Source organism: Pseudomonas sp. S2_C03, assembly GCF_054668405.1.
Window position 1 is genome coordinate 3290251 of sequence record NZ_CP162766.1, and the last position, 24251, is coordinate 3314501.

Annotated in this window: 34 protein-coding genes and 1 tRNA gene; 14 read left to right on the forward strand and 21 right to left on the reverse strand. The window is 58.1% G+C overall.

Going from position 1 to position 24251, the window contains the following annotated elements; genetic code table 11:
- The first annotated feature begins 67 nt into the window (after positions 1-67).
- Positions 68-649, forward strand: a complete 582-nt coding sequence (locus AB4N64_RS15080) for a superinfection immunity protein (RefSeq protein ID WP_460116637.1) — start codon at positions 68-70, stop codon at positions 647-649.
- A gap of 46 nt (positions 650-695) precedes the next feature.
- Here the strand turns inward: AB4N64_RS15080 and AB4N64_RS15085 are convergent, their stop codons facing one another.
- Positions 696-1013, reverse strand: coding sequence for a DUF1654 domain-containing protein (locus AB4N64_RS15085; protein ID WP_460116639.1), 318 nt, complete (start codon positions 1011-1013; stop codon positions 696-698).
- A 267-nt stretch (positions 1014-1280) separates the two neighbouring features.
- On the opposite strand from AB4N64_RS15085, the gene AB4N64_RS15090 reads away from it, so the two are divergent.
- The 7 genes from AB4N64_RS15090 (at position 1281) to AB4N64_RS15120 (ending at position 4447) form a co-directional block, all read left to right on the forward strand.
- Complete coding sequence (locus AB4N64_RS15090; RefSeq protein ID WP_460116641.1) at positions 1281-1403, forward strand: hypothetical protein; 123 nt, start codon at positions 1281-1283, stop codon at positions 1401-1403.
- A 495-nt stretch (positions 1404-1898) separates the two neighbouring features.
- Complete coding sequence (locus tag AB4N64_RS15095; RefSeq protein WP_460116643.1) at positions 1899-2303, forward strand: hypothetical protein; 405 nt, start codon at positions 1899-1901, stop codon at positions 2301-2303.
- On the forward strand, positions 2300-2491 hold the full coding sequence (locus AB4N64_RS15100) for a hypothetical protein (RefSeq protein ID WP_460116644.1): 192 nt from the start codon (positions 2300-2302) through the stop codon (positions 2489-2491). The genes AB4N64_RS15095 and AB4N64_RS15100 overlap by 4 nt, the downstream gene beginning before the upstream one ends.
- A complete protein-coding gene (locus AB4N64_RS15105) occupies positions 2488-2682 on the forward strand; it encodes a hypothetical protein (protein WP_460116646.1) in 195 nt (64 codons plus the stop codon). Before AB4N64_RS15100 ends, AB4N64_RS15105 begins: the two co-directional genes overlap by 4 nt.
- A gap of 156 nt (positions 2683-2838) precedes the next feature.
- Positions 2839-3126 carry a hypothetical protein gene (locus AB4N64_RS15110; protein WP_460116648.1) on the forward strand — a complete coding sequence of 96 codons (288 nt, stop codon included), beginning with the start codon at positions 2839-2841 and terminating at the stop codon, positions 3124-3126.
- Entirely contained in the window at positions 3123-3335 is a 213-nt protein-coding gene (locus AB4N64_RS15115) for a hypothetical protein (RefSeq protein WP_460116650.1), read from the forward strand. Before AB4N64_RS15110 ends, AB4N64_RS15115 begins: the two co-directional genes overlap by 4 nt.
- Entirely contained in the window at positions 3335-4447 is a 1113-nt protein-coding gene (locus AB4N64_RS15120) for a tyrosine-type recombinase/integrase (protein WP_460126762.1), read from the forward strand. Before AB4N64_RS15115 ends, AB4N64_RS15120 begins: the two co-directional genes overlap by 1 nt.
- Positions 4448-4536: 89 nt before the next feature.
- On the opposite strand, the gene AB4N64_RS15125 is transcribed toward AB4N64_RS15120, so the two are convergent.
- From AB4N64_RS15125 to thrS, 9 genes are all read right to left on the reverse strand, one after another.
- Positions 4537-4613, reverse strand: a tRNA-Pro gene (locus AB4N64_RS15125).
- 88 nt (positions 4614-4701) lie between these two features.
- Positions 4702-5058 carry a MerR family transcriptional regulator gene (locus AB4N64_RS15130; protein ID WP_003179985.1) on the reverse strand — a complete coding sequence of 119 codons (357 nt, stop codon included), beginning with the start codon at positions 5056-5058 and terminating at the stop codon, positions 4702-4704.
- A complete protein-coding gene (ihfA, locus tag AB4N64_RS15135) occupies positions 5039-5341 on the reverse strand; it encodes an integration host factor subunit alpha (RefSeq protein ID WP_002553164.1) in 303 nt (100 codons plus the stop codon). The genes AB4N64_RS15130 and ihfA overlap by 20 nt, the downstream gene beginning before the upstream one ends.
- Before the next feature lie 3 nt (positions 5342-5344).
- Positions 5345-7726 carry a phenylalanine--tRNA ligase subunit beta gene (pheT, locus tag AB4N64_RS15140; protein WP_460116652.1) on the reverse strand — a complete coding sequence of 794 codons (2382 nt, stop codon included), beginning with the start codon at positions 7724-7726 and terminating at the stop codon, positions 5345-5347.
- A 26-nt stretch (positions 7727-7752) separates the two neighbouring features.
- Positions 7753-8769: a phenylalanine--tRNA ligase subunit alpha gene (pheS, locus tag AB4N64_RS15145; protein WP_460116654.1), complete on the reverse strand. Its 1017-nt coding sequence runs from the start codon at positions 8767-8769 to the stop codon at positions 7753-7755.
- A 109-nt stretch (positions 8770-8878) separates the two neighbouring features.
- Positions 8879-9235, reverse strand: coding sequence for a 50S ribosomal protein L20 (gene rplT / locus AB4N64_RS15150; protein WP_007905879.1), 357 nt, complete (start codon positions 9233-9235; stop codon positions 8879-8881).
- A gap of 28 nt (positions 9236-9263) precedes the next feature.
- Positions 9264-9458 (reverse strand): 50S ribosomal protein L35, encoded by a 195-nt coding sequence (rpmI, locus tag AB4N64_RS15155; RefSeq protein ID WP_002553160.1) that lies wholly within the window; start codon positions 9456-9458, stop codon positions 9264-9266.
- 60 nt (positions 9459-9518) lie between these two features.
- Positions 9519-10070, reverse strand: a complete 552-nt coding sequence (gene infC, locus AB4N64_RS15160) for a translation initiation factor IF-3 (protein WP_172668659.1) — start codon at positions 10068-10070, stop codon at positions 9519-9521.
- Positions 10070-11992: a threonine--tRNA ligase gene (thrS, locus tag AB4N64_RS15165; RefSeq protein ID WP_460116656.1), complete on the reverse strand. Its 1923-nt coding sequence runs from the start codon at positions 11990-11992 to the stop codon at positions 10070-10072. The genes infC and thrS overlap by 1 nt, the downstream gene beginning before the upstream one ends.
- Before the next feature lie 372 nt (positions 11993-12364).
- Between thrS and AB4N64_RS15170 the strand changes: the two genes are divergently transcribed.
- Together AB4N64_RS15170 and AB4N64_RS15175 are read left to right on the forward strand one after the other, a co-directional pair.
- Entirely contained in the window at positions 12365-12667 is a 303-nt protein-coding gene (locus AB4N64_RS15170; protein WP_460116658.1) for a hypothetical protein, read from the forward strand.
- Between the two features lie 292 nt (positions 12668-12959).
- On the forward strand, positions 12960-13172 hold the full coding sequence (locus AB4N64_RS15175) for a cold-shock protein (RefSeq protein WP_003179963.1): 213 nt from the start codon (positions 12960-12962) through the stop codon (positions 13170-13172).
- A gap of 73 nt (positions 13173-13245) precedes the next feature.
- Here AB4N64_RS15175 and AB4N64_RS15180 read toward each other — a convergent pair whose 3' ends face one another.
- Both AB4N64_RS15180 and AB4N64_RS15185 read right to left on the reverse strand, forming a co-directional pair.
- Entirely contained in the window at positions 13246-13566 is a 321-nt protein-coding gene (locus AB4N64_RS15180; RefSeq protein ID WP_460116659.1) for an I78 family peptidase inhibitor, read from the reverse strand.
- A 164-nt stretch (positions 13567-13730) separates the two neighbouring features.
- Positions 13731-14030 carry a hypothetical protein gene (locus AB4N64_RS15185; RefSeq protein WP_460116661.1) on the reverse strand — a complete coding sequence of 100 codons (300 nt, stop codon included), beginning with the start codon at positions 14028-14030 and terminating at the stop codon, positions 13731-13733.
- 130 nt (positions 14031-14160) lie between these two features.
- Between AB4N64_RS15185 and AB4N64_RS15190 the strand changes: the two genes are divergently transcribed.
- A complete protein-coding gene (locus AB4N64_RS15190) occupies positions 14161-14373 on the forward strand; it encodes a hypothetical protein (RefSeq protein WP_460116663.1) in 213 nt (70 codons plus the stop codon).
- Between the two features lie 30 nt (positions 14374-14403).
- Here the strand turns inward: AB4N64_RS15190 and AB4N64_RS15195 are convergent, their stop codons facing one another.
- From AB4N64_RS15195 to AB4N64_RS15230, 8 genes are all read right to left on the reverse strand, one after another.
- Positions 14404-15426, reverse strand: coding sequence for a nucleoside hydrolase (locus AB4N64_RS15195; protein ID WP_460116664.1), 1023 nt, complete (start codon positions 15424-15426; stop codon positions 14404-14406).
- 36 nt (positions 15427-15462) lie between these two features.
- On the reverse strand, positions 15463-15867 hold the full coding sequence (gene rbsD / locus AB4N64_RS15200) for a D-ribose pyranase (protein WP_460116666.1): 405 nt from the start codon (positions 15865-15867) through the stop codon (positions 15463-15465).
- Positions 15864-16775, reverse strand: coding sequence for a ribokinase (gene rbsK / locus AB4N64_RS15205; protein ID WP_460116667.1), 912 nt, complete (start codon positions 16773-16775; stop codon positions 15864-15866). Before rbsK ends, rbsD begins: the two co-directional genes overlap by 4 nt.
- 18 nt (positions 16776-16793) lie before the next feature.
- Positions 16794-17813 carry a LacI family DNA-binding transcriptional regulator gene (locus tag AB4N64_RS15210; protein WP_460116669.1) on the reverse strand — a complete coding sequence of 340 codons (1020 nt, stop codon included), beginning with the start codon at positions 17811-17813 and terminating at the stop codon, positions 16794-16796.
- Between the two features lie 3 nt (positions 17814-17816).
- Positions 17817-18794, reverse strand: a complete 978-nt coding sequence (locus AB4N64_RS15215) for an ABC transporter permease (RefSeq protein WP_460116671.1) — start codon at positions 18792-18794, stop codon at positions 17817-17819.
- Entirely contained in the window at positions 18791-20344 is a 1554-nt protein-coding gene (locus AB4N64_RS15220) for a sugar ABC transporter ATP-binding protein (protein ID WP_460116673.1), read from the reverse strand. The genes AB4N64_RS15215 and AB4N64_RS15220 overlap by 4 nt, the downstream gene beginning before the upstream one ends.
- Before the next feature lie 55 nt (positions 20345-20399).
- Positions 20400-21356, reverse strand: a complete 957-nt coding sequence (locus tag AB4N64_RS15225) for a substrate-binding domain-containing protein (RefSeq protein WP_460116674.1) — start codon at positions 21354-21356, stop codon at positions 20400-20402.
- A gap of 309 nt (positions 21357-21665) precedes the next feature.
- Positions 21666-22124, reverse strand: a complete 459-nt coding sequence (locus AB4N64_RS15230; RefSeq protein ID WP_460116675.1) for a hypothetical protein — start codon at positions 22122-22124, stop codon at positions 21666-21668.
- Between the two features lie 161 nt (positions 22125-22285).
- Between AB4N64_RS15230 and AB4N64_RS15235 the strand changes: the two genes are divergently transcribed.
- Positions 22286-22576 carry a DUF1654 domain-containing protein gene (locus AB4N64_RS15235; protein WP_460116677.1) on the forward strand — a complete coding sequence of 97 codons (291 nt, stop codon included), beginning with the start codon at positions 22286-22288 and terminating at the stop codon, positions 22574-22576.
- Positions 22577-22580: 4 nt separating this feature from the next.
- Positions 22581-23270 (forward strand): endonuclease, encoded by a 690-nt coding sequence (locus AB4N64_RS15240; protein ID WP_460116678.1) that lies wholly within the window; start codon positions 22581-22583, stop codon positions 23268-23270.
- A gap of 95 nt (positions 23271-23365) precedes the next feature.
- On the opposite strand, the gene AB4N64_RS15245 is transcribed toward AB4N64_RS15240, so the two are convergent.
- Entirely contained in the window at positions 23366-23731 is a 366-nt protein-coding gene (locus AB4N64_RS15245) for an SPOR domain-containing protein (RefSeq protein WP_460116680.1), read from the reverse strand.
- A gap of 250 nt (positions 23732-23981) precedes the next feature.
- On the opposite strand from AB4N64_RS15245, the gene csrA reads away from it, so the two are divergent.
- Positions 23982-24173 (forward strand): carbon storage regulator CsrA, encoded by a 192-nt coding sequence (csrA, locus tag AB4N64_RS15250; RefSeq protein WP_008028241.1) that lies wholly within the window; start codon positions 23982-23984, stop codon positions 24171-24173.
- Positions 24174-24251 lie beyond the last annotated feature (78 nt).

The following is a 24251-nucleotide window of genomic DNA, read 5'->3' on the forward strand; positions in this document are numbered from 1 at the left end:
GACAATGGTGGCGCCAGGCCACGAATGGTAAAGTGCGGGCTTAATTCAACGGATCAGGTTTTACGATATGGATAGCGGTAGTGCTTGGGCCGGCTTAGTTCTTCTGGTGGCTGGGTTTCTTATATATTTTCTGCCGACGTTTGTTGCATCGAGTCGCAAGCACGTAAACTTCACCTCGATCTTTCTGGTGAACCTGCTCCTAGGATGGACATTCCTGGGATGGGTCGCAGCGTTGGTGTGGGCGTTCTCAGCAAACACAGAGAAACCAGCAGAAAAAATTGTGCCAGGCCTTTCGGCATCCGGTGATCGCACCTGTCCTTACTGTGCTGAGACGATCAAAAGTGCAGCCATCAAATGCAAGCACTGCGGGGCCGACGTTGAGCCTGTAAAGGCACCCCGCCTCAAGCAGGGCTGGGTAGCATCCACTACATGCCGCGACAAGGAAGAGCAGGAGCGCACGATTGATGCCATTGCCGCGATCGGGTTGCCGGTGGTTTCTATGATGGGGCTCGCCGTTGGTGCCGGCCCATTTGAAACTAAGGACGAAGCCAAAGCAGCCGTGAAGCAGATGCGGGATGGCCCGAGGCTCTACAGCGAAATCGTTTATAGGGACTCGGTCAGCGGCAAGTATCATCCAATCACTGATTAGAATTGCCCATGCAGAAAGCCCGCCGCGCGCGGGCTTTTTTGTGCACTCAGAATGGCGCTGGTTCTTCTACCAGTTCAACCTCGCCCGTCTCAAGCACGCGATCCTCATCGCTGGGCGGTTCCCACTCCAACAAAACCCCGCCGTCGTCCTGGAAGATCATATTTACCCCGTCTGTCTCGGCGATTCGCCCCATTACCTCATCCCACTCCGCGTCCTGATCCGAATCGAGTCGGTGAATCAGCGCTGAACACCTTTCCATGGCTCGCGGTGAGTTGATCATGGACGATACTCGCAGGCCAAGCCGCTCTACGCTGCTCATCTCCCGCCGTACCGCTTGTACCGCCTGCTTCGCTGCCTTTGCCATTCCAATCCCCCGATAGCTGTATATCCATACAGTTGTGAAACAAGCATATCTCACACCCACTCAAAATAAATTAACCATCGGTATTGACGTATAAATATACCGATGGTTAACTGAATGCATCGCAGCGAAACAGCCACTGCGAAGGGCCTCAACAGACCCGCCGCTCTTTAACAGTCTGGAATCTTCGCGGATCGGTCCCCGGAAACGGGCAGCCCTTGAGGCATCGCTGGAAACGGCGAACAGCGCGAACCATAAATTTCGATCCCCATGTCAGCTCTGGAACTGAACCACGCCCGGCTCTGGTTCCCGGACCAGATCGACCTGCTGATGCATCTGGATTCAGCAGTCACCGATCTGCGCAGTGAGCACTCCCTGCTGGAGCCAAGATGAGGCGCTTCACCGGCACAGTGCGAAGCAGTGAGACGATTGCCTCTCAGGATGGCGAGTAATCCTGAATCGACAGCCAGATGATTCAAGCCAGTGACTGCCGCCAGTAGCGGGTCACCGCAAACAGATTTGAATTAGCGATCCCCATAGCCTCGGCTGGGATCGCCGGACCTCATGCACCCTGCCCCATCAATCAGGGCATTCAGAGCTGTAGCGTGCATGTTGTAAGGACCTGTGATCCAAGGCGAACAGATGCTGTTTGACGCCGCGGGGAGGAAGCTCGACGCCCGCACCGACGAAGATCGGCCAGCCCTGCAATCAGCTGCGGGTAACTGGCCAACACCGCTGATGCAACAACCCCGGCCTGTCGCCAGTAGCGAGGCCGGGGCCCCTCCCCGACACCACCCGCATGCACATCACCGCGCCCAACGGCAACCAGCGGAATGATCGTGTGCAGCCGAGTTTTGTTGAATCCACACCGCCGATCTGGAGGCGACCATGTCAGCTTTACGCAAGCCCATCCTGGAAGACGATTTTCTCGATACGGAAGCCGGTCAGGAATGGCTGACCGAGTCGGTCAACGGTTTGCTTTCTCGGCACCACGTAGAGGCGCCGAACCCGGTTGGTCGAAACCAGGTCCTGGTTCACGCCGATCACCTGCCAGAAGCGCTGGCGGATCACATGGCCGCAAATCCAGATCCAGATCGGTGCATCGAGAAGATTCTCATCGAGCTGATCCGGCGTGAAGACGGCGGGATTTTGCGCGCCTGGGCCATCGAAGCTGTCGGCGGTGATCCGCTGATCATTCGAATTCTGGCCGGCGATCTGGTCGCGGTGCACGCCAACGAGTACCGAGACGCCAAGCGCGAAAGTGATCGCGTCGAGCAGGAGTGCGGGTTTTGAGCCCGCATATCGCCATCGACACGGCGCTGGAGGACCTGGCGCATTCTGGCAACCGCGAACTGGACGACACCCTCGCCGAAGGACTGATCGTCCGCCACTTCACGGCTGGCGATATCACCGCCGAAGAATTCCACCACTACAGCGCCCGCCTGCTGAAGATCAGTCGGCAGCGCAAGGAGGCTGCATGAGTACGCCGCCGGTAAAAACGCTGGTCGATGAGCAGCTCGACGAGATCGAGCGGAAGATCGCCATTCTCGGCTTCGGCCGGCCCTTCAACGAAGTGATCGGCCGGCGCCGCGAAGAACTAGTCAGTGATCTGCCCCAGCGCCTGGGCACGACTATGAAGGGCGGTAGGATTGCGGTGAGGGTTCGGCCATGACCTCCCACCAGCGCACAAGGCGCATCCTCATCTGGCGCGGCTCGTTCCCTGCCCTCGCAATTTTCTCCCTCCTGATGCTGCTCAGCGCTCTCGCTGATTGCATCACTCAGTAACCCCACCATTCAAACACTGCGTTCAACGCGGCAAGGATCACTCATGTCCACGAATACGAGAATCTGGGACCAGGTCAACACCACCGACCCTAGCGCCACGAAAAACTTCACAGGGATGGGCGGGTTCAAGGGTACGGCGATCAAGCCCACCTACCTGATGCGCAAGGCGACTGGACGCGGTGGAGGTGTTCCCGGCAGACAGGGACATCGTGAACGTCGCGAACATGCGCCATCTGTTTTTCCCGCCCGAGCCGCTGGCCTACAAATGGTCGGCGGTGAAATAACCCATCACCACCTTCTGCCGCCACGCGCGGCATGGAGCATCACATGAGAAGAGAGCTGATCAAGATCAGTGAGTTCCAGCGCCGGCGCTGGGGCGAGAACGGCACGCCGCAGTGCCCCCAGGCGATCCGCAACCACATCCGCAACGGCCAGGTGCCGGGCGAGCAGATCGGAAAACTCTGGTACGTTGACTGGACGGCGTTCAGCAAGTCGGAAGGCAACGACCTGGTGGCAATGGTGTTGAAAGGAGCTGCATGATGGTCCCACGGCCGCGCAACAAGGCGAACAAGAATCTCCCGCAGAACCTGTACTTCGATTCGCGGCGTTCGAGCTATCGCTACCGGCGGCCCACCGACGGTAAGTGGTTTCGGTTCGGCACCGACCGCATCAAGGCCATCGACGCGGCGAAGCAGTTGAACCTGGAGTTCATGCGCGGGGCGGACCTGATCGGAGCCGTGCTGGGCAACGCAACAGAGTCATTTGCGGCTTTCCTCGACACGTACGAACGGGATGTCCTCCCTCCGCGGGAGCTCGCCAAGGGCACCCTGGGCCTATACGCCGTCCACTTCCGGCGCTTTCGGAAGCACTTCGAAGGCCAGGCCGTGGACCAGATCACCATCCGCATGATTGCGGAAATGCTGGACGCGCTCACCCCGCGCACTGCCAATCAGTGCCGGGCCCTGCTGATCGACATCTTCAACCACGCGGCAGCAAAGGGCCTCTGCCCTGACAACCCCGCGGCCAGCACCATCAACCGGATCGAGAAGAAACAGCGCAAGCGGCACACCGTCGAGGGCCTGAAGTCCATCCGCGAGAAGGCGCCAGCCTGGCTGCAGAACGCAATCGACCTGGCACTAATCACTGCGCAGCGCCGCACCGACATCCTCAACATGCGTTTCGACGGGGTTCGGGAAGGGTTTCTGTATGTGGTGCAGCAGAAGACGGCCAAGGCCACGGACGCAGCCTGGATCAGGTTCAAGGTGACCGATGAGCTCCAGGCTGTGATCAGCCGGTGCCGGGATGACATCGTCTCTCCCTACCTGATCCACCGTCGCCCTGAGCGCAAGAAGCAGATTCAGGCGCAAACGAAGGATCACTGGACGCAGGTCGAAGAGCGATATTTGACTCGAGCCTTCAAAGAGGCGCGGGAGGCGGCGGGTTGTTACAAAGGATGGAAGGAAGAGGAAATGCCGGGCTTCCACGAAGTGCGAGCGCTGTCGCTGCACCTGTACCAGAAAGCTGGAAAGGATGGGCAGAAGATCGCCGGGCACGCCAGCGAGAGCATGACCAAAAACTACCAGCGGGACCACGCAGAAGTGGTCTGGACCGAGGCAATTCCGGACCTGAATATCAGCGAAATCACCGGGTAGTTTTGCGCCAGTTTTGCGCGGGTTTTGCGCAGGCACAAAAAAGCCGATCTAGCTGATCGGCTTAACTGTCTGATTTAACTCAGGAATAATGGTCGGGACGGAGTGATTCGAACACTCGACCCCTAGCACCCCATGCTAGTGCGCTACCGGACTGCGCTACGCCCCGACTAGGCGTGAAACTGTTCTTCACTTCGAAGAACGCTCAAGAATGTATCGCAAGCGTTTGAAAAATGGAAGTATTCAAACGAATGATTTTATTTCTTGAGGACAACCAGCACATCTTCCAACTCGGCAATCATCTGCCGGATCATCTGTTTGTACTGGGTGGTGTCATCTTTGGCTTCATCGCCGGACAGGCGCAGGCGTGCGCCGCCGATGGTGAAACCCTGATCGTAAAGAAGTGCGCGGATCTGCCGGATCATCAGCACGTCCTGGCGCTGATAATACCGGCGGTTTCCGCGTCGTTTGACGGGGTTGAGTTGAGGAAACTCCTGCTCCCAGTAGCGCAGCACGTGTGGTTTTACCGCACACAGCTCGCTAACTTCACCAATGGTGAAGTAGCGTTTGCCCGGGATGACGGGTAGTTCGTCGTTATGACTTGGTTCCAGCATAAGCCTCAACTCGGGCCTTCAACTTCTGCCCTGGACGAAAGGTGACCACACGGCGAGCCGTGATCGGGATTTCTTCACCCGTTTTCGGATTGCGGCCAGGCCGCTGGCGTTTGTCCCGAAGGTCGAAATTGCCGAAACCGGACAATTTGACTTGTTCGTTGTCTTCGAGCGCGTGCCTGATTTCTTCAAAAAACAGTTCGACCAATTCCTTGGCTTCCCGTTTGTTCAGGCCCAGCTCTTCATACAGACGTTCCGCCATCTCAGCTTTCGTCAAAGCCCCCATACGTCACTTCCTTAACGTGGCGTTCAACCTTTGTTCGAGCGAGGTGAGGATATTTTGCGTTGCGGTATTCACCTCATCGTCATTAAGAGTGCGCGATGGATGCTGCCAGGTCAAGCCAACTGCGAGGCTTTTTCTATCAGGATCAATGCCTTTACCCTGATACACGTCAAATAGCCTGAGGTCTGTCAGCCATTCGCCTGCATTTTCACGGATTACGTCCAGTACAGCCGCAGCAGCGACGTCCTGGTGCGCGATCAATGCCAGGTCATGACGCACTTCAGGAAAGCGCGATAACTCGCGGAATTCAGGCATTTTGCCGGTTGCCACTTCCGCCAGAACCAGCTCGAACACGAAGACCGGACGATCAAGGCCCAGGGTTTTCGACAATTCAGGGTGAATCGCGCCAACGAAGCCGACCAGGCGACCCTCGCGCTCAATGCGCGCAGTCTGCCCTGGATGCAACGCAGGGTGCTTGCCCGGCACGAACGTGAACGAATTCAGCGCACCGGCAAAACCCAACACCGCTTCTACGTCGGCTTTGACGTCGAAGAAATCCACGACATCGCGACCTTGTGCCCAGCCTTCCGGCAAGCGGCTGCCGCAAACGACGCCCGCCAGCATCGGCTCCTGCTTCAAGCCGTCGAGCTGACCGACGAAGCGCAGGCCGCTCTCGAACAGACGCACACGGTCCTGCTGACGGTTCAGGTTGTGCTGAAGCGCCTTGACCAAGCCTGGCCACAGGGACGAACGCATCGCGGCCATGTCGTTGGAAATCGGGTTGGCGAGCAACAGCGGCTCCACGCCCGGACTGAACAACTCGAATTGTTTCGGATCGATGAAGCTGTAAGTGATTGCTTCCTGATAACCACGAGCCACCAGCAGGCGACGCAGCTCAGGCAGGTCGCTACGCGCTTCGGCCTTGGCTTGAGGAGCCAGGCGAGCCTGCGGGTAACGAACCGGCAGGCGGTTGTAGCCGTACAGGCGCGCCAGCTCTTCGATCAGGTCAACTTCAAGGCTGATGTCGAAGCGATGGCTTGGCACGTCTACACGCCACTGCCCTGCCCCTTCGGCGGTAATGGTCAGGTCCAGGCCAGTGAGCAGGCTCTCGACCTCGGCCGAATCCATTTCCATGCCCAGCATCTGGGTGATGCGAGGCGCACGCAGGGTGATCGGTGCGATCGACGGCAGGTGCTGTTCGCTGACGGTCTCGATAATCGGACCCGCTTCGCCACCCGTGATCTCCAGCAGCAGGCCGGTGGCGCGCTCCATGGCTTCACGGGCCAGTTTCCAGTCCACGCCACGCTCATAGCGGTGCGAGGCGTCGGTGTGCAGGCCATAGGAACGGGCCTTGCCGGCCACGGCGATCTGATCGAAGAACGCACTTTCCAGGAAAATGTCGCGGGTGGTCGCGGTGTTGACGCCACTGTGCTCGCCACCCATGACGCCGGCAATGGCCAAGGCGCGGGTGTGGTCGGCAATCACCAGCGTATCGCTACGCAGGCTGACTTCCTGGCCGTCGAGCAATACCAGCTTCTCGCCTTCTTCGGCCATACGTACGCGGATGCCGCCATTGATTTCGGCGAGATCAAATGCGTGCAGCGGTTGACCCAATTCGAGCATCACGTAGTTGGTGATGTCGACGGCAGCGTCGATGCTGCGTACGTCGGCACGACGCAGACGCTCGACCATCCACAGCGGCGTAGGCTTGGACAGGTCGACATTACGGATGACACGACCCAGGTAACGCGGGCAAGCGGCTGGCGCGAGCACTTCAACCGAACGCACTTCGTCGTGCACGGCAGGAACGCTGGCAACCACGGGGCGATTGACCTTGGCCGCATACAGCGCACCGACTTCACGGGCCAGACCCGCCAGGGACAGGCAGTCACCACGGTTAGGAGTCAGGTCGACCTCGATGCTGGCATCGTTCAGGTTCAGGTACTCACGGATGTCCTGACCCACCGGTGCATCGACCGGCAGTTCCATCAGGCCATCGTTACCTTCACCGACTTGCAGCTCAGCCTGGGAGCACAGCATGCCGTTGGACTCGACGCCACGCAGCTTGGCTTTCTTGATCTTGAAGTCGCCCGGCAGCTCGGCACCGATCATGGCGAACGGGATTTTCAGGCCCGGACGCACGTTCGGCGCACCGCAAACGACCTGGAAAGTTTCCGAGCCATTGCTGACCTGGCAAACACGCAACTTGTCAGCGTCAGGGTGCTGTTCGGTGCTCAGCACCTCGCCTACCACCACGCCACTGAATTCGCCGGCCGCCGGGGTCACGCTATCGACCTCGAGACCGGCCATCGACAGACGAGCAACCAGCTCGTCGCGACTTACCTGCGGGCTAACCCAGCCGCGCAGCCATTGTTCACTGAATTTCATCCTGCTCTCCTAAGAATTCATTACGACTAGCGAAATTGCGCGAGGAACCGCAAGTCGTTGTCGAAGAACAGACGCAAGTCGTTCACGCCGTAACGCAGCATGGCCAGACGCTCCACGCCCATGCCGAAGGCAAAGCCGGAGAACTCTTCCGGGTCGATGCCGGACATGCGCAGCACGTTCGGATGGACCATGCCGCAACCCATGACTTCCAGCCAGCCCGTCTGCTTGCAGACGCGGCAGCCTTTGCCGCTGCACATCACGCATTCCATATCCACTTCAGCCGATGGCTCGGTGAACGGGAAATACGAAGGTCGGAAACGCACGGCCAGCTCTTTCTCGAAGAACACACGCAGGAATTCTTCAATGGTGCCTTTGAGGTCGGCGAAGTTGATGTCGCGATCAACCAGCAGGCCTTCGACCTGGTGAAACATCGGCGAATGGGTGATATCGGAGTCGCTGCGATACACGCGGCCTGGGCAGACGATGCGGATCGGCGGCTGTTTCGATTCCATGGTGCGGACCTGTACCGGCGAGGTGTGGGTGCGCAGCAACATGTTGGCATTGAAATAGAAGGTGTCATGCATCGACCGGGCCGGGTGATGGCCTGGGATGTTGAGCGCTTCGAAGTTGTGGTAATCGTCTTCGACCTCAGGGCCTTCGGCGATGCCGTAGCCGATGCGGGTGAAGAATTGTTCTACACGTTCCAGAGTGCGGGTCACCGGATGCAAGCCACCCGAGGTCTGGCCACGGCCAGGCAGGGTCACGTCAATGGACTCGGCAGACAGTTTGGCGGCCAGCTCGGCCTCTTCAAACAGTGCCTTGCGAGCATTGAGAACCTCTGTAACACGCTCCTTGGCAACGTTGATCAGGGCGCCGACTTGTGGGCGCTCCTCTGGCGGCAGATTCCCCAGGGTCTTCATCACCTGAGTCAATTCACCTTTTTTGCCAAGGTAGTGAACCCGGATTTGCTCCAGGGCATTGATGTCTTCAGCGCTTTGCACAGCCTCTAGAGCTTGCGAGACGAGCGCATCCAGGTTTTCCATGTACAGACTCCAGATACAAAATAGGGGAAGAGCTTGAAGGCTCTTCCCCTATTTATGACGTTTAACACCTGGCCCCACTGAGGTGAGGCCGGGTGACTGTCGGGGGTACTTAAGCCAAGGTGGCTTTAGCTTTCTCGACAATCGCAGCAAACGCCGCTTTTTCGTTCACTGCCAGATCAGCCAGAACCTTACGGTCGATCTCGATGGACGCTTTTTTCAGGCCGGCGATGAAACGGCTGTAGGACAGACCGTTGATACGAGCACCAGCGTTGATACGAGCGATCCACAGAGCGCGGAACTGACGTTTTTTCTGACGACGGTCACGGTAGGCGTATTGGCCTGCCTTGATTACCGCTTGCTTGGCAACACGGAATACGCGGGAGCGAGCGCCGTAGTAGCCTTTAGCAAGTTTCAGAATTTTTTTGTGACGTTTACGGGCAATGACGCCACGCTTTACACGAGCCATGAGTTACTTCCTCTATTCTTGACTAAAATTAACGAAGGCGCAGCATGCGCTCGACTTTTGCCACGTCGGACGGATGCAGCAAGCTGCTACCGCGCAGTTGACGCTTACGCTTGGTCGACATTTTAGTCAGGATGTGGCTCTTGAAAGCGTGCTTGTGCTTGATACCGTTCGCAGTTTTCAGAAACCGCTTAGCAGCACCACTTTTGGTTTTCATCTTTGGCATGTTCGGATACTCCGCATTCAGTTGATAAACATAATCAGAAGGCCTGCCGTGCCCTGTTGATTACTTCTTCTTTTTCGGGGCGATGACCATGATCAGCTGGCGTCCTTCCATCTTAGGATGCTGTTCGACCGAACCGTATTCGAGCAAGTCACCTTCAACTCGCTTGAGCAGTTCCATCCCCAGCTCCTGGTGGGCCATCTCACGGCCGCGGAATCGCAAGGATACCTTGGCCCTGTCCCCGTCACTCAGGAAACGTACCAGGTTGCGCAGTTTTACCTGGTAATCCCCTTCCTCCGTCCCTGGACGAAACTTGATTTCTTTAACCTGAATCTGCTTCTGGTTTTTCTTGGCCGCGGCAACCTGCTTCTTCTTTTCGAAGATCGATTTGCCGTAGTCCATCAGTTTGCAAACAGGGGGTACTGCATCGGCGGAAATTTCCACCAAATCCAGCTTGGCCTCTTCAGCCTTAAGAAGCGCGTCTTCAATTGACACAATCCCAAGCTGTTCACCTTCAGCCCCAATTAACCGAACCTCGCGTGCCGAGATATTCTCGTTGATCGGGGCTTTCGGTGCAGCTCGTTTATCTTGTCTCATTTCACGCTTAATAATAATTACTCCGAATCTGGGCGACCACGCCGGGAAACCGCTTGCGCGAGGAACTCGGCGAACTGGGCGACGGGCATCGAGCCCAGGTCAGCACCTTCACGAGTACGCACAGCGACAGTCTGCGTCTCAACTTCCTTATCCCCGATAACCAGAAGATAGGGAACCTTGAGCAACGTATGCTCGCGGATTTTAAAGCCGATCTTTTCATTTCTCAAGTCAGACTTGGCACGAAACCCGCTTTCGTTGAGAGTTTTTTCCACTTGGCTGACAAAATCTGCCTGTTTATCAGTGATATTCATCACTACAGCCTGGGTCGGAGCGAGCCACGCAGGGAATGCTCCCTCGTAGTGCTCGATCAATATTCCGACGAAGCGCTCGAACGATCCGAGGATCGCCCGGTGCAGCATAACTGGATGCTTGCGACTGTTGTCTTCGGAGACAAATTCAGCGCCCAGACGCACAGGCAGGTTAAAATCGAGCTGCAGGGTACCACACTGCCACACACGGCCAAGGCAATCTTTCAGCGAGAATTCGATCTTCGGACCGTAGAAAGCGCCCTCTCCCGGCTGCAGATCGTACGGCAGGCCCGCACTGTCCAGCGCTGCGGCCAATGCAGCTTCGGCGCGATCCCACAGCTCGTCGGATCCGACGCGCTTTTCCGGACGAGTGGACAGCTTCATCTCGATGTCTTTAAAGCCGAAGTCGGCATAGACATCCATGGTCAGCTTGATGAATGCAGCGGATTCGGCCTGCATCTGCTCTTCGGTGCAGAAGATGTGGGCGTCGTCCTGGGTGAATGCACGCACACGCATAATGCCGTGCAGCGCACCCGATGGCTCGTTACGGTGGCAGGCACCGAATTCGGCCAGTCGCATCGGCAGCTCGCGGTAGCTCTTCAGGCCCTGATTGAACACTTGCACGTGGCAAGGGCAGTTCATTGGCTTGATGGCGTAGTCGCGGCTTTCCGACTCAGTGGTGAACATGTTGTCGGCGTAGTTGGCCCAGTGCCCGGATTTCTCCCACAGGCTGCGATCAACCACCTGAGGTGTCTTGATCTCCAGGTAACCGTTATCGCGCTGAACCTTGCGCATGTACTGCTCGAGCACCTGATACAGGGTCCAACCGTTCGGATGCCAGAACACCATGCCAGGCGCTTCTTCCTGGGTGTGGAACAGGCCCAGGCGCTTGCCGATCTTGCGGTGATCGCGCTTTTCAGCTTCTTCGATGCGCTGGACATAAGCCGCCAGTTGCTTCTTGTCCGCCCACGCCGTGCCATAAACGCGCTGCAATTGCTCGTTCTTGGCATCGCCGCGCCAGTAGGCGCCGGACAGCTTGGTCAGTTTGAAGGACTTCAGGAAGCGGGTGTTCGGCACGTGCGGACCGCGACACATGTCGACGTATTCTTCGTGATAGTACAGGCCCATGGCCTGCTCGTTCGGCATGTCCTCAACCAGGCGCAGCTTGTAGTCTTCGCCGCGGGCCTTGAACACTTCGATCACTTCGGCGCGCGGAGTGACTTTCTTGATCACGTCGTAATCTTTCTCGATCAGCTGCTGCATGCGCTGTTCGATGGCGGCCATGTCGTCCGGCGTAAATGGACGCTCGAAGGCGATGTCGTAATAGAAGCCTTCATCAATGACCGGCCCGATGACCATCTTGGCAGTCGGGTACAGCTGCTTGACCGCATGGCCAACCAGGTGCGCGCAAGAGTGGCGAATGATCTCCAGCCCCTCTTCATCCTTTGGCGTAATGATTTGCAGCGTGGAATCGCTGTCGATGGTATCGCTGGCGTCGACCAGCTTGCCGTTGACCTTGCCGGCCAGGGTGGCCTTGGCGAGGCCTGCACCGATGGATGCGGCAACCTCGGCTACGGAAACCGGGTGATCGAATGAACGTTGACTGCCGTCGGGAAGAGTAATAGTTGGCATGGCGCCTCCTCTCCTAGTGGTGACCCCTACCAAAGGTCACGTGGGTTGGGATGAGCCAGTACAAGATCCAGTCCCGGCCATTCAATGACGAACGCCTGCCTTACAGCGGCAGGAGCCTTGCGGCCAACCGGAAAAACCGAACCAGAGTGACTGGGATTCAAATCAGGGTTATTCGGACATCTGCCGCCAACGGGACGGGAGGTCCTGCGCAGCCTGCAAACACCCGAGCCGGGCATGCTAGCACAGATGAACGGTTGTCGCGGGCCTGGGTTTTACGTCGGGGCAAATCAGCCATTTTGTGCCAGAGTGCTGAACTTGAACCCTGTTCACCCCTCAGATAAAAAGACATCGACCCACAAGGAGCATCTCAGCATGCGTCTGAATCGTTTATTCGCAGTCGTCGCCCCCATCGTCCTCCTGTTGCCGCTGACGGCCCATGCGGACTGGCCGAAGGGCGAACGCGAGAAGTACATGGCCCAATGCACCGAAGCGGCCACCCCGCAGATCGGCGCGGCGGCCGCCAAGGCGCACTGCGCTTGTGGCGCGGATGCCATCAAGTCCTACCCGGCCAGCGACCTTCAGGCGCTGATGGACAATAAGGCCAGTGATGCTCTGAAACAGAAAGCGCTGACCCAGATTTCGGCGTGCAAGGCTGATAACAAGGCCAAAAAATAAAGCGAAAAACCGGCAGCGAAGGCCGCAACTGTCGTTGAAAAGGCCGCAAATAGCGTTTTTTTCAACAATTTATGTAGGTTTTACAGCTTTTTTTATCGTCTTTACTTTCGCCTGAAAGCCTTTTAAATCGGGGCTTCCAGGCTTATCAGGCAACAAAGAAAGTGTGACTACGCGGCAAACAGCACCTGCGGGGGGCTCCCAAAGCGAACATTTCGACTATGATACCCGGGTGTGCCCAGTTGGCCTGAGCAACACAGTACTACTGAAAATATATGTTTCTTGGAGATACACCATGTCTAATCGCCAAACCGGCACCGTTAAATGGTTCAACGATGAAAAAGGCTTCGGCTTCATCACTCCTCAAGGTGGCGGTGACGACCTGTTCGTACACTTCAAAGCTATCGAAAGCGACGGTTTCAAAAGCCTGAAAGAAGGCCAAACCGTTTCCTTCGTGGCTGAGAAAGGCCAAAAGGGTATGCAAGCTGCACAAGTTCGCCCAGAGTAATTTCCAGGCGCACTAAAAAAACCCCGTCCATGTGACGGGGTTTTTTATGGGTGATGAAAAAGCGGGTGCGGTGTCAGCCGCAATTGACGCGATTGACGACCAGGCTGTTATCGGTGCTCAGGTTCAGGCGATCGGAGCGGTACTCCAGGGTCACCATATCGTTGGGCTTGAGGATTCGGGCGTTTTGCGCGCCTGCGCGAACGCGTGCCTGCTCCAGCAGCTCAGGCGAAGCCTTCTTGCCAATAGCGAACTCCGCCGCCGTTGCTTCGCAGCGACTATGACCGGTGTCGGTCGCCGCAACAGGGTCCGCGGCCGAGTCGGTGGATGTATTGCTGCAACCAGCCAGCAGGCTAGCGGCCAGCAAAGTACCCAATGACGCGAGCTTCCAAGGCATGAAGCCTCCTTTATTCAATTGATTGAGCTGAGATCGTGCGACCGCCAATCCGGCGTTTGGTTTCACCAGGTGCCAGCCCCTTGCTTTCGATCCGGTCGATCGACAAGTTTGCCTGAGCCAATCCCGTCGTTCACTTCTCAATCGTGACCGGATATGAATGGCGCTTAATAGATATCGATGTAATCGAAGGGTGGCTTCGGCCAGTTGTCTTTCAATGCGTTGAAAATCTGCGTGACCCAGACCTCATCACTGGCTGCAACCCGGCCCACGTATCCGGAGCCCTTGGCCCAGGTCTCGAGGCGAAACAGCAGGCCATCGATGTCGGTGCCGCCCACGACACCCGAAGAAATGTAGGCAATGCCGCCCTTGGTTACCCGCAACTGCGTATGCTCATCATCGCTGGCACTGGCCAGCAATTGGCGCACGGCCTCCAGGGTCAGGCCGTCATTCAAATCGTTCTGCACAACACGGTCCTTGAAAAATCATCAATGAGGCAGTGTGGCACAGCCCTGCCCTCATGCCTAAGTCGGAGTGCCAAACAAGCGGCAAAATGATTAACTTCATGCAGACTTCACCCCATTCACGAGCGCCATCATGACCACCGTAAACATAGACGCCGACATCAAGGCCAAATGGCCGCTGGGCCACAGTTCGTATAGCCCGGGCAGCCCGGAGGAACTGGCGATCATCAGTGTCGACTTGCTGGTCAAGGAACTGGGAACCGAGGCCGCGCAATCCTTCATCGCACAAGTATTCGAGAAATACCCGGCGGGCTACCAGGGCGCTGAAATCAACGAAAGGGAGTAAACCCGCAGGCCGTCGCCTGCGGGTTTTGGCTTACTTCAGGCGAGCCAGACGCTCGGTCAGCAGGTCAAAAAAGCCCTGGGCATCACCGTTCTCAACCCAGAAAGCATTCTTTGGCGCCTTCAGGCCGTCGTACCAGTCAACAATGGTCTGGCCGAAGGTCGGGCCTTCGCGGCTGTCGATCACCACATTGACCGAACGACCGCTGAACAACTCAGGCTTGAGCAGATAGGCGATGACGGTAGCGTCATGCACCGGCCCACCCGTCAGACCGTAGTGCTCCATATCGGCCTTGATGTATTCATTGAGAATATCGCTCACCAGCCTGCTGGCATTGTTGTTCAGTGCGGCGATCTGCTTAAGGCGCGCTTCACTGGTCAAAATCTTGTGCGTCACGTCCAGCGGCAGATAGGTCAGTTTGACGCCGCTCTTGAGCACGACCTCTGCAGCCTGCGGATCAGCGAACAGATTGAACTCAGCCACCGGCGTAATGTTGCCACCGTTGAAGTGCGCGCCACCCATGATCACCACCTCCCTGATGCCCTGAACGATCTCCGGCGCCTGGATCAGTGCCAGGGCCAGATTGGTCTGAGGCCCCAGCATGGCGATGGTGATGCTATGGGGCTTGGCCGTTTTCAGGGTATCGATCAGGTAATCAACGGCATTGCCCTGCGCCAGCCCCTTCTCAGGCTCATGCACGGTGACGCCCGACATGCCTTCCTTGCCGTGAATGTTGTCCGCATAAATCGGAGTGCGCATCAGTGGTTTTGGCGCGCCAGCATACACCGGCACTTCCTCGCGCCCTGCCCATTCACGAGCCAGCCGCGCATTACGCGAGGTCTTGTCCAGGCGCACATTGCCAGCGACGGTGGTCAACGCACGGATGCTCAACTCTTGCGGTGATGCCAGGGCAAACAGCAAGGCCACGACGTCGTCGGCACCGGGATCGGTGTCGATGATCAGGTCGATATTTTGTGCCCCGTGGGCGCTCGTTGCGGATATCAGGGACAAAAGCAGCAGGCTCCGAAGCAGCAGTTTCTGGACATTGCGGTACATGGTGCACTCCTTGTGCAGGGGGAAAGATCAAGCAACTTAAAAGGTGACCCCGGCCGCCAGAACAATGTTGCAGTACGGCTGGCATTCGCCGGTGCGCACAATCGCCCTCGCCTGTCGGCTCAAGACCTTGAACTGCTCATGGCTGAGCAACTCGCGCTGGCCCAGCGCACCTTCGGCATGCAGTCTGTCCAGCGCAACCAGAGCGGATGGTTGCTTATCCAGGATCTCCCGGGCGAGTACATGGCGCTCGACCTGCATTTCGCTGAGCACGACGCTCAAGGTGCTGACGAAATCAGGAATACCCTGGGTCAGGGCCAGGTCGATCAACTCGACACCCGGCGGCACTGGCAGTCCGGCATCGCCGATCACGACCAGGTCGCCATGCCCCAGGGATGCAATCAGCCGCGACAAGGCGACGTTGAGTAGCGGTGTTTTTTTCATGCTGTGGCCTGCACTTCAGACAGATCGGGAATCGAGGGTTGCGCCCCCGCGCGGGTGACCGACAGTGCAGCGGCAGCCTGACCGAAGTGGATGGCCTCGCGTTCACTTTTGCCGCCGGCCAGTGCAGCGGCAAAACCACCGACGAAGGTGTCGCCTGCGGCCGTGGTGTCCACCGCTTTCACCTTCGGCGCGACAAAGTGCTCGAAGCGTTGGCCGTCGGCAAACAGTGAGCCTTGCGCGCCGAGCGTGATGATGACCTTGCCCGCCCCCATGGCGATCAGCCGCGTTGCCGCCGTTTCGGCGGTTGCCAGTGAGTCCACCGGCAACCCTGTCAAGGTCGATGCTTCGCTCTCGTTGGGAATCAGGTAATCAATGGCCGCATACCAGTTCGCCGGCAGCGCCCGACTGGCCGGTGCCGGATTGAGAATCACCGTTTTGCCCAGCTCCCGGCCGCGCTTGAGCGCGTACCCGACGGTGGCATCCGGCACTTCCAGCTGACAGATGATCACGTCCGCCGCTTGCAGCACCGCGTCGAACTGATCGATCAACGCCGGCGTCAGCGCACCATTGGCGCCAGCCACGATGACGATAGCGTTCTGGCTGTTGTCATCGACCACAATCAGCGCCACACCGCTGGAGCCATCAACGGTGCTCACGGCCTGACAATCGATGCCGTCGGCTAACAACGCCCCGCGCAGCACCTCTCCATAGGCATCGCTCCCCACGCAACCGACCATCGATACCTGCGCACCCAACCGTGCCGCAGCCACTGCCTGGTTGGCACCCTTGCCACCGGAAATCGTGGTAAACGACTCACCGATCAGCGTCTCGCCGCCCCGGGGCAGGCGCGAAGCACGAGTCACCAGGTCCATGTTCAGGCTGCCTATCACCACTACTTTTGCTGGCATACATCGCTACTCAAAGTTTCAACGCAATTGCGCGAACAGACCGGCCAGGGGCGCAGTCGATTCACGCAAGACAATACTCGGCGTCACGATCCGTTGATCGATAGCCGTTTCCGGTTTGGCGATCCTGCGCAACAGCACACCGGCCGCCATCTCGCCCAATTGCAGAATCGATTGGCCCACGGTGGTCAGCGCCGGATAGACATAGCGGCTCATCTGGATATCGTCGAAGCCGATCACCGACAGTTCGCTCGGCACGCGAATGTTGCGCTCGGCGGCGGCTCGCAGGACACCGAAGCCGATCATGTCGTTACCGGCAAAAATCGCCGTGGGCGGGTTGTTTTCCAGCAGGGTTGCGGCAGCACCGTAACCGCCAGTGCTGGTGAAGTCGCTTTGCAGCACACGCTCGTGAACCATTTCGACGCCCGCTTCCTGCAAGGCACGGCAATAACCCGCCAGACGCATCTGCGCGACGCTGGTGTCCGCCGGGCCACCGATCATGGCGATATCCCGATGCCCCAACTCCAAAAGGTGTCGGGTCGCCAGATATGCGCCGTATTCATGGTCGATGCGCACCAGGTCGGCACTCACGCCTTGCAGCCCACGGTCGACGATGACCATCGGCGTACGCACGCCCGCCAGCCCTTCGGCGAAACCGGCATCCCCACCGGCGGAGGCCACGATCAGCCCGTCTATGCGTTTTTCCAGCAGTACGCGAAGGTAGCTGCGCTGCTTGTCCGGGTTGTCGTCGGAGTTGCACAGGATCACGCAATAGCCATTGCGCTCGCAGTAATCCTCGATACCGCGCGCCAGCTCGGCGAAGTACGGGTTGAGGCTGTTCGGCACCAACAGGCCGATGGTGGCCGTGGTCTTGGCTTTCAATGAGCGGGCCACCGCACTGGGCACGTAGTCGAGGCTTTTGATCGCCGCCTCGACCTTGACCCGTACTTCTTCACTGACCGGACGCGTCTTGTTTACCACGTGGGAAACGGTGGTGTAGGAAATCCCTGCAAGGGCTGCCACATCTTTGATGGTTGCCATGGCTCAGGTCCGCCGACTTGCGCGTTGACTGCGGTAGGTGTCCAGCACCACCGCCACGACGATCACCGCACCGGTAATGATGCGCTTGGTCGGCTCGGTCGCGCCAATCTGCGCCAGGCCAGCCGCCAGTACGGAAATGATCAACACCCCGAAAAACGTGCTGATCACCGAGCCGCGCCCGCCCATCAGGCTGGTGCCACCGATCACCACCGCTGCGATCACTTGCAGCTCCAGGCCGGAACCGGCATTCGGGTCCGCTGCCTCCAGCCGCGAAATCTGGAACAACGCAGCGATCCCGGCCAGCAACCCCATCAGGCTGAAGACGAGGATCTTGTAGGGCTTGGGATTGATCCCGGCCAGACGCACCGCTTCCTCATTGGTTCCGATACCGATCAGGTAACGCCCGAACACGGTGCGGGTCAATACGGCTTGCGCCACGAAGATGATCAACAAGGCAATAATGAATGACGGTGAAATGCCGAACGCGATCGGATTGGACAGCCACGCAAAGGCGTCGCCGATATAGGCGGTGCGCGAACCGGTCATCTGATACGCCACGCCTCGCGCCATTTCCAGGACACCCAGGGAAACGATGAACGACGGAATACGCCAGGCCACAGTGATCGAACCCGTGATGGTCCCGGCCAATGCCGCGGCCGCCATGCCCAGCAGTGCCGCCGGCAGCACGCTCCAGCCCCAGCCAAGAATGGCCACGCTGACAGTCGATGCCGCCAGCGCCAACACCGACCCGACAGAGAGATCAATGCCGCCGATGATCAACACAAACGTCATGCCGACCGCCAGCACCATCAAGTCCGGAATCTGGTTGGCCAGGGTGCTGAAGGTGTCATACGACAGGAAATGGCTGCTGAGGATCGAGAACAGCACAATCATCGCCAGCAAGGCACCGGCCAGACCCAGATAAGTGCCCAGACCGTAGAAGTTGCCGCTACGTTTACCGCCAGGCGTTGCAGTTTTCATGGGAGATCCCTAGGCGCTGCTTCGTTGAGCAACGCATCACGTTTTTGGTAACCGGCAAAAGCGGCAGCAAGCAAGTCATCCTGGGTCCAGCTGTCGCGCTCGAATGTCTCGATCAGACGCCCCGCCGACAGCACGCCAATGCGGTCGCAGATCAACATCAGTTCGCGCAGGTCGCTGGACACCACCACCAGCGCCTTGCCCTGACGGGTCAGCTCACCGAGCAGTGCATAAATGTCGAATTTGGCGCCTACGTCGATGCCACGTGTAGGCTCGTCGAACAGCAACACCGAACAGTCGCGCTCCAGCCAGCGACCGATCACGACTTTCTGCTGGTTGCCGCCGGACAGCTCCGATACCGTTTGCGTCGGGCTGGAACTGCGGATGCGCATGGCGTCGACCTGGCGCTGGGCCAGGGACAACTCATCGGCGTTGTTGACGACCCCCGCCCTGGAAATTTCCGCCATGTTGCCCAGGGCAATGTTGGCGCTGATCGATTGCGTCAACAGCAAGCCTTCACCCTTGCGGTCTTCGGTAATCAAGGCGATACCGTGCGCAACGGCATCCGCTGGCGAGCGAATAGTCGCGACCCGCGCCGGCGAACCCAGCGCAACCGTGCCGCTGTCCGGGACATCGGCACCAAAAATCAGGCGCAGTAACTCGGTGCGCCCTGCCCCGATCAGCCCGGATATGCCGAAGATCTCGCCGGCACGCACTTCGAAGGACACGTCGCGCACCTTGTCGGCACGACTCAGGCCCGTGACCGTCAACGCTGGCGCGCCAATCTTGCGCGGCCCCATGTCGATGTGTTCGCCCAGTTCACGCCCAACCATCAGGGTGACCAGTTGTTCGCTGGTGTAGTTGGCCATCGGCTCGACACACACCAGATTGCCGTCGCGCAGCACCGCAATGCGCTGCGCCACCCGCGCCAGCTCTTCAAGGCGATGGGAAATGTAGATGATCGACACGCCACGCGCTTGCAAACGGGTGATCTGCTCGAAGAGCATTTCCACTTCGCGAGCGGTGAGCATCGCGGTCGGCTCGTCGAGGATCAGCACCCGGCAATCACCAATCAGATTGCGGGCAATCTCGACCATTTGCTGATGACCGATACCCAACTCGCCAACCAGGGTGTCCGGATCGATTGCGTCCAGCCCGACCTGAGCCATGGCTTCGATCGCTGCCTTGCGCAGTTGCTTGCGACTGATCCAACCTGCATTGCTCGGCAGATTGTCGAGGAACAGGTTTTCCGCCACGGACAGGGTCGGCAGCAGATTGAGCTCCTGCATGACCATGCGGATGCCCAACTCTTCCGCTTGGGTACGGCTGCCAGGACGATAATCCTGACCCTGAAATTGCATCTGGCCAGTGGTCGGCGTGACCAGCCCGCCGATGATCTTCGACAGCGTGCTTTTGCCGGCGCCGTTCTCGCCGGTCAGCGCCAAGACCTCGCCACGCATCAACGTCAGGTCGATGCCGGTGAGGACAGGTTGCGCATACGTCTTGCCGATACCGCTGACCGAGAGGACAGCGTTCGGTGCGGAAACTGACATAAGAATCTCCATGCGCTCGCCCGGACGGGCGAGCACCGTTGTGCCGCGAGAAGGACTACTTGGTTACCAGCTCGACCGGCGTTTCGATGACGCCGTTGGCGCCGCTGTCGACCTTTTCACCCTTGATGATCTTCAGCGCCGTTTCGATGCCGAACACCGCCTGCTTGGCGGCGTATTGGTCCGCCGTGGCGAGGACGCGACCGTCCTTGAGCATCGGCTTGATCGCATTGATGTTGTCGTACCCGACCACTTGCACCTTGCCGGCCTTGCCCGCCGCCCGCACCGCGGACACCGCGCCGACGGCCATGCTGTCGTTGCCAGCCAGCAGCGCCTTGATGTTCGGGTATTCGCTGAGCATGGAGGCGGCAACCTGGTTGCCTTTGTTGATTTCCCAATCACCGGATTGCAGGGACACGACCTTGATTTGCGCCGCCTCCATTGCATCCTTGAAGCCTGCGGTGCGGGCTTGGGCGTTGGTGGTAGTGGACACGCCTTCGATGATGCCGACTTCGTCACCGGCCTTCAGTTGTTTGGCCAGGTATTCGCCCACCAGACGTGCACCCTTGCGATTGTCCGGGCCTACGAACGGAACGCTGATATTTTTGCTTTTGACCACAGCAGGGTCGAGCTGGTTATCGATGTTGACCACTGTGATGCCGGCATCCACGGCCTTCTTGATCACTGGCACCATGGCTTTGGAGTCAGCCGGGGCGATCACCAGTGCATTGACCTTGGAAACAATCATCTGCTCGACGATACGGATCTGGTTGGCGGTGTCCGTTTCGTCCTTGATGCCGTTGGAAATCAGTTCGAAATCGCCGGAGTGTTCTTTCTGGTAGGCTTTGGCGCCATCTTCCATGGTCAGGAAGAATTCATTGGCCAAGGATTTCATGACCAGCGCGACTTTGGGCTTTTCAGGGGATTCGGCGAAAGCCGAGGAGACAGGCAGCGCGGCGGATGCGGCAGCCAGCATAGCGACAGCAAGAAGACGTCCAGCGAATGGCAGCTTCATGGGTTCACTCCGATCTTATGATTATTCTGAGCAACGCTTGCGCTGGTGTAAGCTTCACCGCCAGCGCCAGGGAATAAGCGATCGACGGAGCCCCGCAAACGTTTGCGAAGACCGAACTATGCGAACCTTGTTGTCATTTGTCAACGACCCTGAGAGCTGCGTTCGTAACGACGACCTATGAAACCCACGCCGTGGTGCTGCTGGAACCTTCGCTCATTCCCTTGAACAGCGGCCGGCATCTTACATGCGAACCTTGTAGTCATTTGTCAACGACCCTGAGAGCTACACTCGCTCTGAACACCACGCAACCTAAGCCGTGGTGCTGACGATGTTACCCGTACTGGAACCCTTTGCCATTTCCTTGACCAGGCTGGCCGTCACTTGCAGCAGTGCGCTGCTGGTGTCGGCGATTTGTCCCTGAATCGACATCACGACTGCCTGCTTCGCTTCCGGCGTGGGGTAAGGAGCGGCCTGCGCTGCTGCCAATTGTTGCTGTTGCTCTCGCAGTTGCTGTTGCAGCTCGCGCATGCGCTTGAGCAACGTCTTCACGGCGACACTCTGGTCACTCCCGCTGTCGCTATTGGCTTTTTTATTTTCGGTGAGTGGCCCGCCACCGGTTCGCACTTGAGTGACATCCCCCTCCTCGTCCTTACCCAGGGCCGAGGCAGAGGCCCCTGAAGTCGATTCGCTCAGGGCGTCGATCGTGGCTGTGGATTTACCGCCGATGGTGATTGCGCTCGGATGGGGAAAGCCAATCGAAAGGGACATGGGAACTCCTGGAAAAAAATCCTTTGAAGGGCATCGACCTGAGTACGGAATTCTTTAGCGACGCTCACAGCCACACTGGCGGATAAAAAATTCCTTCTTCCTACACCAAACGGAAAAAAACGCTGTCAGAGGATTTTCTTGAATTTTAAGCAGTTGCGAAAATGCTTACGGTTAAATACTGTATGCACGTACAGCTTAATAAGGATAATTCCGTGGACACCACCTCCGCTTCTCCTGACGCCTATCAACGCATGGGCATTCGCGTTCAGAAAATCATCAATTCCCCCACCGCCCAGAAAGCCAGGGCCGCACTGATCTTCCGTTTGCCGGACGAGCCCGTGGATGACTGGGAGCAGTTACTCGAGGAAATCGACGAGAACGATAACGTCACCCTCGCCTATCGCGACGATGGCGGTGTGCAGATTTTCTGGGTTGTGCCGAAGGAAGACTGAGTCAATGAGTGTCCGCTGGTTTGTTTTGCTATTGATATTTTTCACCGTGGGCGCCCAGGCCGACGCCCCGCGCACCTTCAACGAAGCCAAGAAAGTCGCCTGGAAGCTGTATGCCCCGCAGTCCACCGAGTTCTATTGCGGGTGCAAGTACACCGGCAACAAGGTGAACCTCTCAGCCTGCGGTTACATACCGCGTAAAAACGCCAAACGCGCCTCGCGCATCGAGTGGGAGCACATCGTCCCGGCCTGGCAGATTGGCCATCAGCGCCAATGCTGGCAGGAAGGCGGACGCAAGAATTGCACGCGACACGACCCGACGTATCAAAGGGCCGAAGCCGACTTGCACAACTTGGTGCCGAGTATTGGCGAGGTGAACGGAGACCGCAGCAATTTCAGCTTCGGCTGGCTGCCGGAGCAATCGGGCCAGTATGGTTCGTGCCTGACTCAGATTGATTTCAAGGCGAAGAAGGTCATGCCACGCCCATCCATTCGCGGCATGATTGCTCGAACTTATTTCTACATGAGCAAGCAATACGGTTTACGCCTGTCCAAACAGGATCGGCAACTGTATGACGCCTGGAACAAAACCTACCCGGTGCAAGCCTGGGAGCGGCAGCGCAACCAGAGCGTGGCGTGCGTGATGGGGCGCGGCAATGAGTTCGTCGGACCGGTCGACATGAAAGCTTGCGGTTAAACACGATTGAAACGACAAAGGCCCCGGACTGGAAATCCGGGGCCTTTGTTGTTTCAACCCAATCGAAGGACCGCCTGGCTACAGCGAAGACGCCTTTATTGAGCCGCCGGCCGCTCGATGACCAGCAATTCAATATTCTGTTTCTTGGCACGAGTCAGCGCCGCGCGCACCTCGTCCTGCTTGGCCTCAGCCTCGGCTTTCGAGCTATAGGGCCCCATCAGGATGCGGGTCTTGCCGTTTTCCTTGACCACATTGGCGATGAAGCTGTGCTCAATCAACCAGCCACTCAAATCGCTGACGGCCTGGGTTATTTCACCCCGCACCTCAAGATCCCATTGAGGTGCAGAAGCGACTGCCGGCGTCGAGACCGCCGAAGGTTGCGGCTTTGCCGCTTCGACGCGCTTGCCCTCACCACATCCCGCCAACGCCAGTACTGCGATTACCAAGGCCAATTTGCGCACAACGCTTCCCTCTGAAGACTCAAAGCGGGGATTTTATCATCCATGAATACTTGTTGAGCCCCACAAAATGGACTGAAAACAACGAGAATGATGGATGCGGCCTCTGTATAGTTACGCCTTGGGAATTAATGCAGCATCTGCGCGTCAGAAAGAGGCACCCAAACCGTGAGACTTCGCACTAATCTATACATACCACCGACCTCTGCACTGTCCGAATCAGGTGCCCAACAAAGCAATCAAGGAGAAGACCATGCTGATACTCACCCGCAAAGTCGGTGAAAGCATAAACATTGGCGATGACATTACGATCACCATTCTGGGCGTAAGCGGCCAGCAAGTCCGAATCGGTATCAATGCCCCGAAAGACGTTGCGGTGCACCGCGAAGAAATTTACCAGCGCATTCAAGCCGGTTTGACCGCCCCAGACAAACCGCAGTCCTGAATCCTGCTGCAGTCAGTAGCCAGCCCGTACTCGACGACGATGGCTGGCTAAAGATTCGCGGGCTTCCACGCCCTCTTC